Source organism: Streptomyces spongiicola, assembly GCF_003122365.1.
Classification (GTDB): domain Bacteria; phylum Actinomycetota; class Actinomycetes; order Streptomycetales; family Streptomycetaceae; genus Streptomyces; species Streptomyces spongiicola.
In genome coordinates this window covers 5,191,632-5,204,968 of record NZ_CP029254.1, presented here as the reverse complement: position 1 = coordinate 5,204,968, position 13,337 = coordinate 5,191,632, and the positions used below count along the sequence as shown (strand labels likewise).

General features: G+C 73.7%; 9 protein-coding genes and 1 pseudogene. 3 read left to right on the top strand and 7 right to left on the bottom strand.

The genetic code is table 11. The features are described from left to right. Window positions 1-303 precede the first annotated feature (303 nt). Window positions 304-2,055 carry an alpha/beta hydrolase gene (locus DDQ41_RS22870; RefSeq protein WP_109296157.1) on the top strand — a complete coding sequence of 584 codons (1,752 nt, stop codon included), beginning with the start codon at window positions 304-306 and terminating at the stop codon, window positions 2,053-2,055. Between the two features lie 106 nt (window positions 2,056-2,161). Further along, the gene (locus DDQ41_RS22865; RefSeq protein WP_245991115.1) at window positions 2,162-3,709 is read left to right on the top strand and encodes an alpha/beta hydrolase; all 1,548 of its coding nucleotides are present in this window, start codon (window positions 2,162-2,164) and stop codon (window positions 3,707-3,709) included. A gap of 319 nt (window positions 3,710-4,028) precedes the next feature. Here DDQ41_RS22865 and moeZ read toward each other — a convergent pair whose 3' ends face one another. The 6 genes from moeZ to DDQ41_RS22835 all read right to left on the bottom strand — a co-directional run bounded on the left by moeZ (window position 4,029) and on the right by DDQ41_RS22835 (window position 11,699). Continuing rightward, window positions 4,029-5,207 (bottom strand): adenylyltransferase/sulfurtransferase MoeZ, encoded by a 1,179-nt coding sequence (gene moeZ, locus DDQ41_RS22860; RefSeq protein WP_109296156.1) that lies wholly within the window; start codon window positions 5,205-5,207, stop codon window positions 4,029-4,031. Between the two features lie 66 nt (window positions 5,208-5,273). Continuing rightward, on the bottom strand, window positions 5,274-6,029 hold the full coding sequence (locus DDQ41_RS22855) for a spherulation-specific family 4 protein (RefSeq protein ID WP_109296155.1): 756 nt from the start codon (window positions 6,027-6,029) through the stop codon (window positions 5,274-5,276). After that, on the bottom strand, window positions 6,017-6,988 hold the full coding sequence (locus tag DDQ41_RS22850; RefSeq protein ID WP_109296154.1) for an NAD-dependent epimerase/dehydratase family protein: 972 nt from the start codon (window positions 6,986-6,988) through the stop codon (window positions 6,017-6,019). Before DDQ41_RS22850 ends, DDQ41_RS22855 begins: the two co-directional genes overlap by 13 nt. Window positions 6,989-7,225: 237 nt before the next feature. Further along, on the bottom strand, window positions 7,226-8,548 hold the full coding sequence (locus DDQ41_RS22845) for a hypothetical protein (protein ID WP_394342157.1): 1,323 nt from the start codon (window positions 8,546-8,548) through the stop codon (window positions 7,226-7,228). After that, window positions 8,541-10,202 carry a GT4 family glycosyltransferase PelF gene (pelF, locus tag DDQ41_RS22840; RefSeq protein WP_109296153.1) on the bottom strand — a complete coding sequence of 554 codons (1,662 nt, stop codon included), beginning with the start codon at window positions 10,200-10,202 and terminating at the stop codon, window positions 8,541-8,543. The genes DDQ41_RS22845 and pelF overlap by 8 nt, the downstream gene beginning before the upstream one ends. Window positions 10,203-10,886: 684 nt before the next feature. Beyond that, entirely contained in the window at window positions 10,887-11,699 is an 813-nt protein-coding gene (locus tag DDQ41_RS22835; protein ID WP_394342156.1) for a DUF3152 domain-containing protein, read from the bottom strand. A 236-nt stretch (window positions 11,700-11,935) separates the two neighbouring features. On the opposite strand from DDQ41_RS22835, the pseudogene DDQ41_RS22830 reads away from it, so the two are divergent. Beyond that, a pseudogene (locus DDQ41_RS22830) lies at window positions 11,936-12,115 on the top strand (GntR family transcriptional regulator); the annotation flags it as partial. Window positions 12,116-12,349: 234 nt separating this feature from the next. Here DDQ41_RS22830 and DDQ41_RS22825 read toward each other — a convergent pair. Beyond that, window positions 12,350-13,309 (bottom strand): alpha/beta fold hydrolase, encoded by a 960-nt coding sequence (locus tag DDQ41_RS22825; protein ID WP_109296152.1) that lies wholly within the window; start codon window positions 13,307-13,309, stop codon window positions 12,350-12,352. Between the last annotated feature and the right edge of the window lie 28 nt (window positions 13,310-13,337).

The window sequence follows — 13,337 nt, the reverse complement described above, 5'->3', positions numbered from 1 at the left end:
GCCGACATGACCGATTCACCGATTCACCGGCTCACCGCCCGACCGGCTCACCGGCTCACCGGCTCACCGCCCGACTGCCCGACCGGCTGCCCGTCTCACCAGGTGCCGCCCGCCCGACCGGCTGACCAGGCGTACGCCGAGCCCCCGGACGAGGGGGCTGCCGGGTGACCCCTCGTCCGGGGGCTCGCCGGCCCACCGGAGGGCCTCCGCCGGAGCCCTCCGGTGGGCCGGGGTGCCGCCCGCCCGGCCCCGGCGGGCCGCCGCCGACAGGCGGAGCGCCGCGCCGGGCCGCAGGATGGGGGCATGCCGACCTCCCCCGCCGGTCGTCCCGCTGCCGGCCCCGATCCCGGCGGCGACGGCCGGGACCACGACGCCCCGGGCCCTCCGGAGGCGCCCGGCCCGCACCGGTCCGCTGCCCCCCCTCGCCGGGACGGCGCCGCGCAGGGGGCGCCGGTCATCACCCATCTCACCGGGAGTCCCGGACGCCGCGGCGGAGCCGCGCGGCGCGTCGGGACCCTGCTCGCCGCCGGCATCGCCACCACGCTCCTGGTCACCGCGGGCTGCTCGGAGGGTGACGGAGGAGGCGGGAACGGGGAGCAGGGTGACCGGGATCTCGCCGGCCAGAGCCTCGACTGGAGGCCGTGCCCCGCGCCCTCGGAGGCCGAGGGCGGCGGCACCGCGCCCTCGCCACTGCCCGGCGGCACCGCGTGGGAGTGCTCGTTCATGGAGGTTCCGCGCGACTGGGCGAAGCCCGGTGGCGAGACCATCGAGCTGGCCCTCATCCGGGCGAAGGCCCGAGACCAGGCGAACCGGATCGGTTCGCTGATCTTCAACTTCGGCGGGCCCGGCGGCTCGGGGGTCAGCACCCTGCCCGCGGCGGCGGCGGACTTCGAGCGGCTGCGCGCCCGCTACGACCTGGTGAGCTTCGACCCTCGGGGGGTGGGCCGCAGCCAGCCCGTCGAGTGCCTCGACGACAAGGAGCTGGACGCGTACTACGCCCAGGACGCCACCCCGGACGACAGCGCCGAGGAGAAGGCGTACAGCGAGAACCTGAGCCGGTACGGCTCCGCCTGCGAGGAGAACTCGGGGCCGGACCTGCCCTACGTCGGCACCACCAACGCCGCCCGGGACATGGATCTGATGCGCCGGGTCCTCGGTGACGACAGGCTGCACTACTTCGGCATCTCCTACGGAACCGAACTCGGCGGCGTCTACGCCCACCTCTTCCCGAAGAACGTCGGACGGGCGGTGTTCGACGCCGTAGTCGACCCGACCAGCACCGCGGTGGAGGGCTCGCTCGGCCAGGCCAGGGGCTTCCAGCTGGCGTTCACCAACTTCGCCGAGGACTGCGTCGCGCGTGGGGACGCCTGCCAGCTGCCGGGCGGCACCCCCGAGGAGATCCAGCAGTTCGTCATCGACCTCCAGAACCGGCTGGAGAAGCAGCCTATCCCGGGCATCGGCGACCGTGAACTCACCCAGACCCAGGCCACCAACGGCATCGCCCAGGCCCTGTACTCCAAGGAGTACTGGCCGCTGCTGGAGCAGGGGCTCGACGAGGCGGACGGAGGTGACGGCTCCCTGCTGCTCGCGCTGTCCGACGCGATGAACGGACGCAACAGGGAGGGGCAGTACAGCAATCTCCAGGCCGCCAACGCCGCGATCAACTGCGTCGACTTCAAGGAGCGCTACTCCCTGGACCAGACCAAGGCGCGGCTCCCCGAGTTCCGGAAGGCGTCGCCGGTCTTCGGCGACTACCTGGGCTGGGGCCTGATGGGCTGCAAGCACTGGCCGGTGCCCGGGCAGTGGGAGACGCCCGACGTCAGCGCGCCCGGCGCCGCCCCGATCGTCGTCATCGGCAACACCGGTGACCCGGCGACCCCGTACGAGGGCGCCCGGGCCATGGCCGAGGCGCTCGGCGAGGGGGTCGGGGTCGAGCTGACGTACGAGGGCGAGGGACACGGTGCCTACAACAGCGGCAACAAGTGCGTGGCGGAAGCGGTGGACCGGTATCTGCTGAACGGGAAGGTACCGGCATCCGGGACCGTCTGCCGCTGACGGCCGGCCGGGCCGCGTCCACGGACGGCACCCATGGTCACTGTCAGTGACGGCGCCTAGGATGGCGCAGCAGGTGGAACGGATCGGGAGATGCACGGGGGCACGGATGTCATTGCGTACGGGACCGGCCGCGGCGGCGGTGGCGCTGGTGCTGACAGGCGGGGCGGCGGTCGCCTGTGACGCGGAAGGTGGTGCGGGCGGGGACGGCAGGGGCCGCCCCGCGGCCTCCGCGTCCGTCCCGGTGAGGCCTGGCGACGCGGCCGTGGGGCTTCCCGGCTCGCTCGCGAACCAGCGGCCCCGGTGGGCGCCCTGCGCGGATGCGGAGGGCTGGACCTGCGCCTCGGTGCGGGTCCCGCTCGACTACGCCGCCCCGGACGGCAAGACGATCTCCATCGCACTGGTCCGCCGCCCGGCGCGGGGCGACGGCGGGCGGCTCGGCTCGCTGCTGTTCAACTTCGGCGGCCCCGGAGTGTCCGGCGTCGGCCTGCTGCCCCGGGCCGCAGCGGAGTACGAGAAGCTCAACTCGCGCTACGACCTGGTGGGTTTCGACCCGCGCGGGGTGTCGGCGAGTTCGGGCGTGGTCTGCCGCGACGACGAGGACATGGAGGCGGCCGCCGACCGCGTCGACCTGACCCCCGACACGGCAGCGGAGGAAGCGGCCTACTTCGCGGACGCCAGGGACTTCGGCAAGGGCTGCGAGCGCCGTTCCGGGGAACTCCTCGCGCATGTCGGCACGGCGAACGCCGCGCGGGACATGGATGTCCTCCGCCATGTCCTGGGCGACCGCAGGCTCAACTACTTCGGCATCTCCTACGGCACCCAGCTCGGCGGCACATACGCCCATCTCTTCCCGGGGAACGTGGGGCGGATGGTGCTGGACGCCGTGGTCGACCCGACGGCTGACACGGTGGGGCACGCCCGCAACCAGACCACCGGTTTCCAGCGCGCCCTTGACAACTACCTGACCAGCAGGGGCGAGGACCCTCGGCGGGGCACGGCCCGGATAGCGGCGCTGCTGGCGCGGATCGACGAGGAGCCACTGCCGGCGGGCTACGGCCGCGAGCTGAACCAGAGCCTGGCACTCACCGGAATCGTGCTTCCCCTCTACTCCGAGAGCATGTGGCCCGATCTGACGGCGGCCCTCGACGAGGCGGAGGGGCGGGGCCGCGGAACGAAGCTGCTGGCTCTTGCCGACTCCTACAACGACCGTGGGCCGGACGGCGGTTACGGTACGCAGAGTCACTCGCAGCGGGCGATATCGTGCGTGGACGACGCGCAGCGCCCGACCCCCGCCGAGGCGAAGGCCCTGCTGCCCGAGTTCGAGCGGATATCCCCGGTGTTCGGACCCTTCCTGGCCTGGGACACGGCGGGATGGTGTGCCGACTGGCCGGTCCCCGGTGAGGACGGGACCCCCGATACCAGCGCGAAGGGCGCGGCCCCGATCCTGCTCGTGGGCACGACCGGCGACCCGGCGACCCCCTATGAGGGGGCCCGGCGGATGGCGGACGAACTGGGCGAGGGCGTCGGCGTCCTGCTCACCAACAAGGGCGAGGGCCATGGCGGCTACACCCCGTCGAACGGATGCGTGACAGGCATCGTCGACGGCTACCTGCTGGAGGGCAAGGTTCCGGAGGACGGCGTGACCTGCGGTTAGACGCCCGCTCCCGCGCCCGCTCAGCGCCACCCGGGTACGGGTCCGGACGGCCGCGGGCGGGCAGCACGGTCGGGACGACGGTCCTCCCGGTCATCCGCCAGTCCGGGGCCGGGTGCGGCGAGGGGGCCGGCCTCGACGGCCGGCTCCCCTGGAAGTCCGCTGGAAGTCCGCTCCAGGTGACCGGTGTGAAGTGATTCACTCGGATGACTCCGACAGCGCGGCGCCGGGGCGGCTCCCGTGCCCGAAGGGCGACGGGAGCCGCGTGCCGGACACCGCGGGCCCCGCCCTGCGGGCGGACGGGGCTACTTTCGCGACACCCCTAGTAGACCGGCTTCCCAGGCTCGATCTGGTTGACCCAGCCGATCACGCCACCGCCGACGTGCACGGCGTCGGCGAAACCGGCCGACTTGAGGACCGCGAGGACCTCCGCACTGCGGACGCCCGTCTTGCAGTGCAGGACGATCTTCTTGTCCTGTGGGAGGTCCTGGAGGGCGCCGCCCATCAGGAACTCGTTCTTCGGGATCAGCCGCGCCCCGGGGATCGAGACGATCTCGTACTCGTTCGGCTCGCGGACGTCGATGATGTCGATGTTCTCGCCGTCGTCGATCCACTCCTTGAGCTGCTTCGGAGTGATCGTGGAACCGAGCGCGGCCTCCTGTGCCTCCTCGGACACGACGCCGCAGAACGCCTCGTAGTCGATGAGTTCGGTGACGGTGGGGTTCTCTCCGCAGACCGCGCAGTCGGGGTCCTTGCGGACCTTCACCTGGCGGTACTGCATCTCCAGTGCGTCGTAGATCATCAGCCGGCCGACCAGCGGCTCCCCGATGCCGGCGAGCAGCTTGACGGCCTCGTTGACCTGGATGGAGCCGATGGAGGCGCAGAGCACGCCCAGTACGCCGCCCTCGGCGCAGGACGGCACCATGCCGGGCGGCGGGGGCTCCGGGTAGAGGCAGCGGTAGCAGGGGCCGTGCTCGGACCAGAACACCGAGGCCTGGCCGTCGAATCGGTAGATCGACCCCCACACATACGGCTTGCCGAGCAGCACGCAGGCGTCGTTCACCAGGTACCGGGTGGCGAAGTTGTCCGTGCCGTCGACGATCAGGTCGTACCGGCCGAAGATGTCCATCACGTTGTCGGCCTCGAGCCGCTCCTCGTGGAGGACGACGTCCACATACGGGTTGATGCCCTTGACGCTGTCGCGGGCGGACTCGGCCTTGGACCGGCCGATGTCCGACTGGCTGTGGATGATCTGGCGCTGCAGGTTCGACTCGTCCACCTCGTCGAACTCGACGATGCCGAGCGTGCCGACGCCGGCCGCCGCCAGGTACATCAGCGCCGGCGAGCCCAGACCACCGGCACCCACACAGAGCACCCTTGCGTTCTTCAGCCGCTTCTGCCCGTCCATCCCGACATCCGGGATGATCAGGTGGCGGGAGTACCTGCGGACCTCGTCTACGGTGAGCTCGGCGGCCGGCTCGACCAGGGGTGGCAGCGACACGGGGACTCCGTCGTTGGTGGTTGCGTCAATACGGTTGTGCTCGCTGTAACACTGCCACGCGCCCTCTCATTCCGAGACACCCGGTCCAATCCGCGAGACGATTTCGTCCCAGTAGCCGGGCAACGAGTCGAATGCCCCGATCTGTCCCCACCTCGGGCCGGAGCGGTCGGTGAAGAAGATCGTTCCCGCTCCCTGCCAGCGGGCGATTCTCATGGCCTCGTCCAGATGCGTCCGGGGTACCCCGTGCACGAGGTGGACGAAGCGCTCCGGCGGATGGTCGGCGGTCCACTGCGCCACCTGCGACCAGCGGTAGTCGGTCCAGGCGCCGCGGAAGGTGACGAGCTGGTCGGCCACCTCCGCGTATCCGGGGTGCGGGTGCGCGCCGTGGCCCAGGACGATGTGCCCGCCGCCGAGAACGGCCTCCAGCGTGGCCGTGGCACGGCGTACCCGGGACAGGTCGGCCTGCTCGACCGGGCAGCGGTCCAGCAGGAATCCGCCGACCTTGTACCAGCCGAGGTAGCGATGGGCGTCGGAGACGATCTCACCGAACATCCGGTCGCCGCGGGCGAGGTCGATGCGGCCCAGCACCCGGACTCCGGCGTTGGTGAGCCTGCCGGCCGCCTCCAGGCAGTGGGGGTCGGGTCTGCTGCCCGGGCCGTCCGCGACATCGAGGACGGCCCAGTGCAGCGGGGTGCCCGGTCTGGCCAGCTCGGCCCATTCGGCCGGGGCGACCAGGGGGTGTGCGTAGCCGGGGACACCGAGACCGAGCCGGTCGGCGCCCGTGGCGGAGAGTGCGCGGTCCGTGCTGATCAGATGCGGCATGCCGCCTCCATCCAGATGTCCGCGAGGGACTCCTCGAGGTTGATCCGCGGCCGCCAGCCCAGCCGGTCGCGGGCGGTTCGCACGTCCGCCTGCTGCCAGCTGCCACAGCCGTCGGGGTAGGGGTAGGGCGCGGTGCCCAGCTGTTCCGGGACGGGCTCCGGGCCCCGTGGAGCGCCGATCACGGGATGACCGGGGCGTGGGGGCGGTCCGTCCAGCTCGTGCAGGGTCCCCGCGTACCCGGCGACCCGGGCGAGCACTGCGGCGGCGTCACGCAGCCGCACGGAGCGGCCGGTTCCGATGTTGACGACGCCCTGCGCGGCGGAGAGTGAGGCGGCGTGCACGGCGCGCGCCACGTCCCGCACGTCGACGAAGTCGCGCTGGACGCCCAGGCCGCTCAGCTTCAGCTCGCCGTCGCCGGACTGCATCGCGCGGCGCATGGCCTCGGCCAGGCGGCCGAGCGGTGAGCCGGCCGGGGTTCCCGGACCGACCGGCGAGAACACCCGGAGGACGATGGCGTCCAGTCCGGACCCGAGGACCAGCTCGGTCGCGGCGAGCTTGGACACCCCGTACGGCCCTCCGGGGCGCGGCACCGCGTCCTCCGCGGTCGAGGAACCGGGCTGCGAGGGCCCGTACTCGGCAGCGCAGCCGAGCTGGACGAGCCGGGCGTCGCAGCCGCTGCGGCGCATGGCCTCGCAGACGGTGGCTACGGCCACGGTGTTGTGCCGGGTGAGGTCGCGGGCGCCTCCGCGGGTGGTGCCCGCGCAGTTGATCACTACTCCGGGGTGGACTGCGTCCAGGAACCGGGTGAGTGCTCCCGGGCTGCCGCCCGCGAGGTCGAACCGTACGTCGGCGTCGTCGCCGCGCCCCAGCGCGGTCAGATGGACGGCCGGGTCGGCCAGTAGCCGGTCGGCGACGAACCGGCCGAGGAATCCGTTTGCTCCGAGCAGCAGCACCCTCATCGCGCGGCCCCTCGGGGCCGACGGGCCGGTGCTGGGTGGTGCGGGGTCATCGTCGTCTGTCTCCTCGGGATGGTGCGGTGGCGGGATACGCCCGCGGCGTCGGCTCCGCGGGAGGCGGGGGTCACATGGGGCACGTGAACGGTCGAGTGGTGTCAGATGGCTTCAGGTAGGGGCGAACATGGTCGATTAGTGTCAAGTGGGGGCAGGGGGAGTGGTTGCAAGTGCCGTCAAGTGGCGTCAAGTGCTGTGTGCAGAGGCCCGCGAGAGGGCCGCGGTCGCATGGACCAGCAGTCCGAGGGCGGCGGCGCCGCACACGAGAGCCGGCACGGCCGCGGCACCCCAGGTGTGCACCGCGGCCTCGACGGGCCGGGCGAGGAATCCGCAGCCGGGAAGACGGCCGCCGAGAGCCGCCGCCAGCGCCACGGCCTCGCCGGCGCAGGCGGCGGCGAGACCGGCCACCGCCGCCTGCGGATAGCCGTGCACGGTCAGCAACCGGGCGAGGAAGAGCAGCAGACCGAGGGCGACGGCCGGGGCGACGGCCACGGGCAGCAGCAGGGACGCCGGCACGAGCAGGGCGATGAGGGCTCCGGTGTGGAGGGCGACGCAGCCCAGCAGCAGGGGCCGGGTGCCGGCGGCGAACTCCTCCAGCCCTCTGCTGCCGCCGAGCCTGCGCCGCGCCCGGACGGAGAACAGCCGCGCGGCCCACGCGGCGGGCGCCACGGAGAGGGCGAGACCGAGGAGGGGACCGGGCGTGAGCGGCCACGGTCCGTGGGGGCCGCCGGCGGCCAGCTCGGCCAGCAGCCCGTCGCCGACGAGCGAGTACGCCGCGAGCCAGCACACCAGATGGCGCGTCACGCGCGGCGTACGCCCGGGCGCGCGCAGGGGACCGCGCCGCAGACTCCAGGCGAGCGCGACGGCCAGCGCGACGGCTCCGGCGGCCCCCACTCCCAGCCCGGCTCCGCCGTCGGTGAGGCGGAGGCCGACCGCGGTGGCGACGGCGACGGCTCCCGGCGCCATCGCCGACACCAGGTGTGCGGGACGTGCGGCGGCGTCCCCGTCCGCCTGGGGCTGCGGGGTCTCCTCGCCGCGCGGCACCCGGGCGTACAACTCCTCGGCGAGGGAGAAGACATCGCGGTGCCGGAAGCGGGCGGCGGTCCGGTCGGTGACGCCGTGGGCCTCCAGGCCAGCGGCGATCTCCAGCGGGTCCACAGCGCGTTCGCACAGTTCCCGGTGGCGGTGCATCAGGGCCTTCACCGGGTCGGCGGGCCCGCGACGGCCGGTCCGGGCCCGAGCGGCCGTGGCGGCCCCCGTCGTGGGGCGCGCCTCGGTCGCGGGCTCCCGCGGGCCGGCGCCACGGGCCGCGGCACCGGTGGTCCGCCCGTGGGTGTCGGGCGCGGCGACCGGGCCGCGCCCGGGGCCGGGCTGCCGTGCGGTGACGGTTCCGCCGGCCGCGGCGAGGTCTGTGCCTGTGCTTGTGCCTGTGCCTGCGTCTGTGCCTGTGCCTGTGCTTGGGCCTGTGCCTGCGTCTGTGCTTGTGCCTGTGTCTCTGGAGTCAGGCATCGGGCCCTCCCGGTGCGGCCGCGGTGCTGATGGGAGCGGAGTCCGCCCAGCGGGGGCGGCTGCGGCCGCCGGTCCAGTGACCGGGGACATGGGCCTCCGCCGGGGTGGCGAAGGGGACGGGCGCCCCGTCGCCGTCGACGGCGTCCGAGTCGCGGTGGACCGGGCTGTGGGAGATCAGCTCCAGATAGATGCCGCGGAAGGCGGCGATGTTCTGCTCGACGGTGAAGAGTTCGAGCGCCCGGGCGCGGGCCGCCGCGCCGAGCCGTCGCCTGCGTTCGGGGTCGCGCAGCAGTGCCAGGCAGGCGTCCGCGAACGCCCGGGGGTTGCGCGGGGGAACCACGAGCCCCGTGCCGCCGATGACCTCGACGACGGCTCCGACGTCGGTGGACACGGTCGCCCGGCCGCAGAACATCGCCTCGACCAGGCTGATCGGGAAGCCCTCGACGACGCTCGACAGCACGATCACCGCCCCGGCGGCGTAGGCGTCGGCGAGATCCGTGGCCTCCGGGCCGCCTATCTCCTCGAACGAGACGGGGTTCTCGCCGACCGCGTGCGCGTCCGCGGCCTCGTCGGGGAAGAGCTGCGCGGCCAGGGCCGTGCAGTGCGCGAGGTAGGCGCCGGACTCGGGCCCCGTGGCGGGGGGACCCAGAATCCTCAGCCGCGCCCCGGGCTCCTCCCGGTGCACCCTCGCGAAGGCGTGGAGCAGCGAGATGAGGTCCTTGGCCGGCTCGATCCTGCCCACCCAGACGAGGGTGTACGGGTCGCCCGGGTCGTCCCCCTCCCCCACCGCGGTGAAGCGCTCCGCGTCCATACCGGGGTAGACCGTGCGCAGCCGGGCGGGGTCGGCCCCGCACCTCTCCTGCCAGCGTCTGGCATGGGTGTTCCCGGGGGTGATCACGGAGGCCTGCCGGTACACCTCCGAGGCGAGGCAGCCGTGGAAGGCGGCGAGCAGGGCGCGGACGGGCACGGCGAGGGGCGTGCCGTGGGCCGCGAGATAGCGGGCGCGCAGTTGTACGCCGTACTCGGTGACCAGCAGCGGAACCCCGAAGAAGCGTTTGGCCAGAAGGCCGGGCACGGCCGCGGTGCCGCCGGACGCGGCATGGCAGAGGTCTGCCGCGCCGAGGGAACCGTCCCCGTACCAGTCGAGGGAGAGCGGGCGCAGCGCGCGCTCGATCTCGTCGGTGAAGGCGAGGAGGTCCGGTACCGCGGCGGTGTGCACGGCACGGCGTGCGCCGGGAGCGCGGCAGGCGGACTCCAGTGTGCGTACGGCGAGTTCGGAGCGCAGTGCCGCGTGCAGACCGCCGCGCTCGCGGGCGAGACCGGCGAGTCCGTACAGCCCCTCGGCGAACGCCTCGCGGTCGCCGTCGGAGCACACGGCGGCGGCGAGGGAGGCGAAGTGGGCGGCGAAGAGGCGCCGTTCACGGCGCCCGTAGGTGCGTCCGTCGTCCTCGGGCGCCCACAGCGGCGCCGTCCGCACGCGCTGGACGTGGCGCGGCAGCTCCATCCAGCCCTGGTCCTCCTGGTGGGCGGAGCGGCTGAGGGCGTAGACGTCGAAGTCGTGCTGCGGGAGCCCGCGCACGAGCCGGTCGCACCAGAGCCCGGACTGACCCGTCGCATACGGATAGCCACCTTCCGTGAGCAACCCGATCCGCATGAGCGCACCCCCGATCTCCTGTGGGCGGGCGCCTTCCGTCCGGCGGCCCGCAGCGCAGAAAACCTATGCGGAGATGTCGGTGGAGCGACGGACGGTTGTCCATCGCGCCACCGGAAGGGGTGAATGCACGTAACTTTCCAGCTCCCGTGGCGTTTGGTCGCGCTACATGTGTCCTCCGGCACGTGCGGGCCGAGCCGGGCGGGTTGCCGCCACACGCCGGCGAGGCGTCCGGCGCGCGTGCTCAAGCAAGAGCGCGGGGCCCGGGGTTGCCGCCACACGCCCGCGGGGTGCCCGGCGCGCGTGCTCAAGCAAGAGCGGAGGACCCGGGGTTGCCGCCACACGCCCGCGAGGCGTCCGGCGCGCGTGCTCAAGCAAGAGCGGAGGACCCGGGGTTGCCGCCACACGCCCGCGAGGCGTCCGGCGCCCGTGCTCAAGCAAGAGCGGAGGACCCGGGGTTGCCGCCACACGCCCGCGAGGTGCCCGGCGCCCGTGCTCAAGCAAGAGCGCGGGACCCGGGGTTGCCGCCACACGCCCGCAGGGCTTCCCGGAGGCACGGCAGGGGCGCGCGCCGGTGCCGCGCGCGGACGCCGCGGTCACGGCCCCCGGTACGGCCCGCGCTCCCTCGGCGGCCTGCCGCCGAACGGCGGGCCTCCGTACCGACCGCCACCGGACGGCCCGGCGCCGTCAACCACCGGGATGCGCCCAGGGGTTGGGCCGGCACTTGATCCCGCCGATGTCCAGCGACTTCGTCTGCTGCTGCATCACGGGGGCCAGGGCTCCGGAGGTGCGGCAGTTCACATGGCCGTGGCCGAGGCGGTGGCCGACCTCGTGGTTGATGAGCATCTGGCGGTACGCCAGCATCGCCTCGGCGCCGTACGTCTCAGCGCCCCGGGCCCAGCGGTACGCGTTGATCATCACTCGCTCGGTGGAGGCGGAGTCGCAGGAGACGTTGTCGACGGTGGTGTCGAGACCCGACTTGGCGCACCAGACCGCGGTGGTGCCGGGGCTCGCGAGGGTGATGACGAACTCCGGTTCCCCCGAGGGGATCCGCTCGAAGCTCATGGCGCCGCCGTGTGCCCAGCTGCGCTCGTCGTTGAGGGTCCGCTGGACGGCGTCCGCGAACAGCGCCCCGTCCAGGCCGAGTCCCTGCTCGACGTCCACCCGGTAGCGGATCTTCCGGCCCTCGCCGGGCGCCCGGTCCAGGCCCGGGACCGCCTCGAACTTCCCCGGGCCCTTGAGTTCGGGGTCGAACGGGAACTGCCGGGCCAGCAGCTGTGCGTACGTGGGTGCCGCCGGGGCGGCCGGTGCCGCCTGCGGGGGAGGCTGGACGCGCTGGTCGGAGCGGGAGGTGTCGTCCTCGGTGATCCGCTCGGCTCCCTCGGCCGCTTCGGTGGCGGTGCCCCCCTGCCCGGCGTCGGCGACCTGCCCGGCGACCACGACCGCGAGCACGGTCGTCACGGCCGCGGCCGCGACGCCCGTGACCGTGCGGCCGCGCATGTGCCTGGCGGAGGGCTCGTCGCCGTCGCCGGGTTCGGTCCCCGCGCCCGGGGCACGGTCGCCGGGCGGCGGCGGGTCGAAGGCCTCGACGAACTCCCGGCGCGGGCCCGGGATGCGGGCACCCGCGCCGATGGGCGGCCGCGGGGCGCCGGCCGGGGCGGCCGGCTGCTGCCCGGGCGGGCGAGCGGCAGGATCAGCCGCCAGAAGGTGCCGAACGGGGTGAGCCCGTCGACCTGGCCCGACTCGCCCAGGAGCAGGCGAACCTCCTTGGCATCTCCGTCGGCGACTTGATCACAGAGATTGAGCGGACGTACTACGACACGGAGGGGCGGCCGGTGGAAACCGCAGGCATCACCGTCGCGGATGTTCGGTGGGAGATCGCCTACGAGATCGGCATCGAGCAGCCACGCGCCTGACCTCGGACGCACGAAAGCGCCCCCTTGCCCGACCGTGATGCCGGGCGAGGGGGCGCGTCGTGTTCATGGGTACTGGCGGCGTTGGGGGTCGAGGCCTGCGGGGAGCGCCCGCGCCGCCGCCGGTGGGGGCGCCGGTGGCGGTGTCGTCGGTGGTGGAGGCACTGGCGGTGGTGTCGTCGGTGGTGGCGGCCTTGGGTGCGGGGCCCTTGCGGCTGTGTCGTCCCACGCCCCGGATCAGCTCCTCGTGCTGTCGTCGAGCAGTTGCCGTACGGCCGCTGCGACCGTCTCCGGATACTCCATCATGGCGACATGGCCCGCGTCCGGGAGGGTCAGCAACCGCGAGTCGCGGAAGGCGGCGCTCGCCCGGCGCGCCATGCGGTAGGAGACCAACCGGTCCCGGCAGCCGTACACCAGCAGCGTCGGCGCGAGCACCCGCTCCGCCTGCCGCCACAGCCCGTGCTGTCCCCCTAGCGTGTACGCGTCAACCAGGCCCCGTGCGGAGCGGGTCATGGCGTCCCAGAAGTAGGGAAGGGCCAGCCGGCGCTCCATCTCCTCGACGGCGTGCAGCAGAGCCTCGTCCGTCACCCGCCCCGGGTCCCCGTAGCAGAGGGCCATCACTCCGCGGACCCTCGCCTCGGGCGTCCAGTCCCGGGTGAGCCTCCGGGCGAGCGAGGCGACGCCCGGCAGGCCCAGCGCCGCGGTGGGCCAGGCGCCGCGCTGGGCCCGGAGCTCGGGCAGCGCGGGCGAGACCAGCGTGAGGGTGGTCACCAGGTCGGGGCGGACGGCCGCGACCCGGGTGGCGACCGCGCCGCCCAGCGAGTTCCCGAGCAGATGGACGGGACCGCGGCCGCTCGCGTCGAGCAGCCGGATCACCGCACGGGCATGGGCGGTGACCGAGTAGTCGCCGTCGTCGGGCGGCGGGGAGTCACCGAAGCCGGGCAGGTCGACGGCCTCGCCGTCGACCGCGTCCCGCAGCGCACCCATCAGCGACGTCCAGTTCTGCGACGAGCCGCCGAGTCCGTGGACGAAGAGCGCCGGGGGCAGTCCGGAGCGGGCGGGCGGACGGGCCCGCACCGTGAGCGTCAGCCCGGGGAGCGCCGCGGAGCGGATCTCCTCCCCCTCGGCGACCCGCACGGAACGGGTCCGCCCGGCCGGATCGGCGGCGCGGGTTCCCGGCAGCTCGGTCGAAGACATGGGGGCAATGTTACGAGACGATCACGCG